This is a genomic window from Aquitalea pelogenes, assembly GCF_001515305.1.
GTDB lineage: Bacteria > Pseudomonadota > Gammaproteobacteria > Burkholderiales > Chromobacteriaceae > Aquitalea > Aquitalea pelogenes.
On record NZ_LNQV01000126.1, the window covers coordinates 1 to 388 of the forward strand.

Below are 388 nucleotides of genomic sequence, written 5' to 3' on the forward strand. Positions count from 1 at the left end.
GATTTTAAGGGTTTGACTGGGTTTGTAGCTCAGCTGGTTAGAGCACTGTGTTGATAACGCAGGGGTCGAAGGTTCGAGTCCTTCCAGACCCACCAGTTTGGGGGATTAGCTCAGTTGGGAGAGCACCTGCTTTGCAAGCAGGGGGTCGTCGGTTCGATCCCGTCATCCTCCACCACCACCTTACAGTGCAAACAAAAGCGCACACAGCGAAATTTATGGCTGCGTGGATTTTTGTTTGCGTTGTGTAGACAATGCCCGATCTTTAACAAACTGAAGAAGCCGAATTAATTAGACGGCGAGATGAAACACCTGCAGTTAATTCTGCATGTGGGACAAATCGTCATCTTGGGAATTTGATTGTATCTAATGTCATGTCGCCATACCAAAA

General features: G+C 47.4%; 2 tRNA genes. Both read left to right on the forward strand.

The features are described from left to right. The first annotated feature begins 18 nt into the window (after positions 1-18). Positions 19-95 (forward strand) — tRNA-Ile (locus AWT75_RS20500). Positions 96-99: 4 nt separating this feature from the next. Further along, positions 100-175, forward strand: a tRNA-Ala gene (locus AWT75_RS20505). The last annotated feature ends 213 nt before the right edge of the window (positions 176-388 follow it).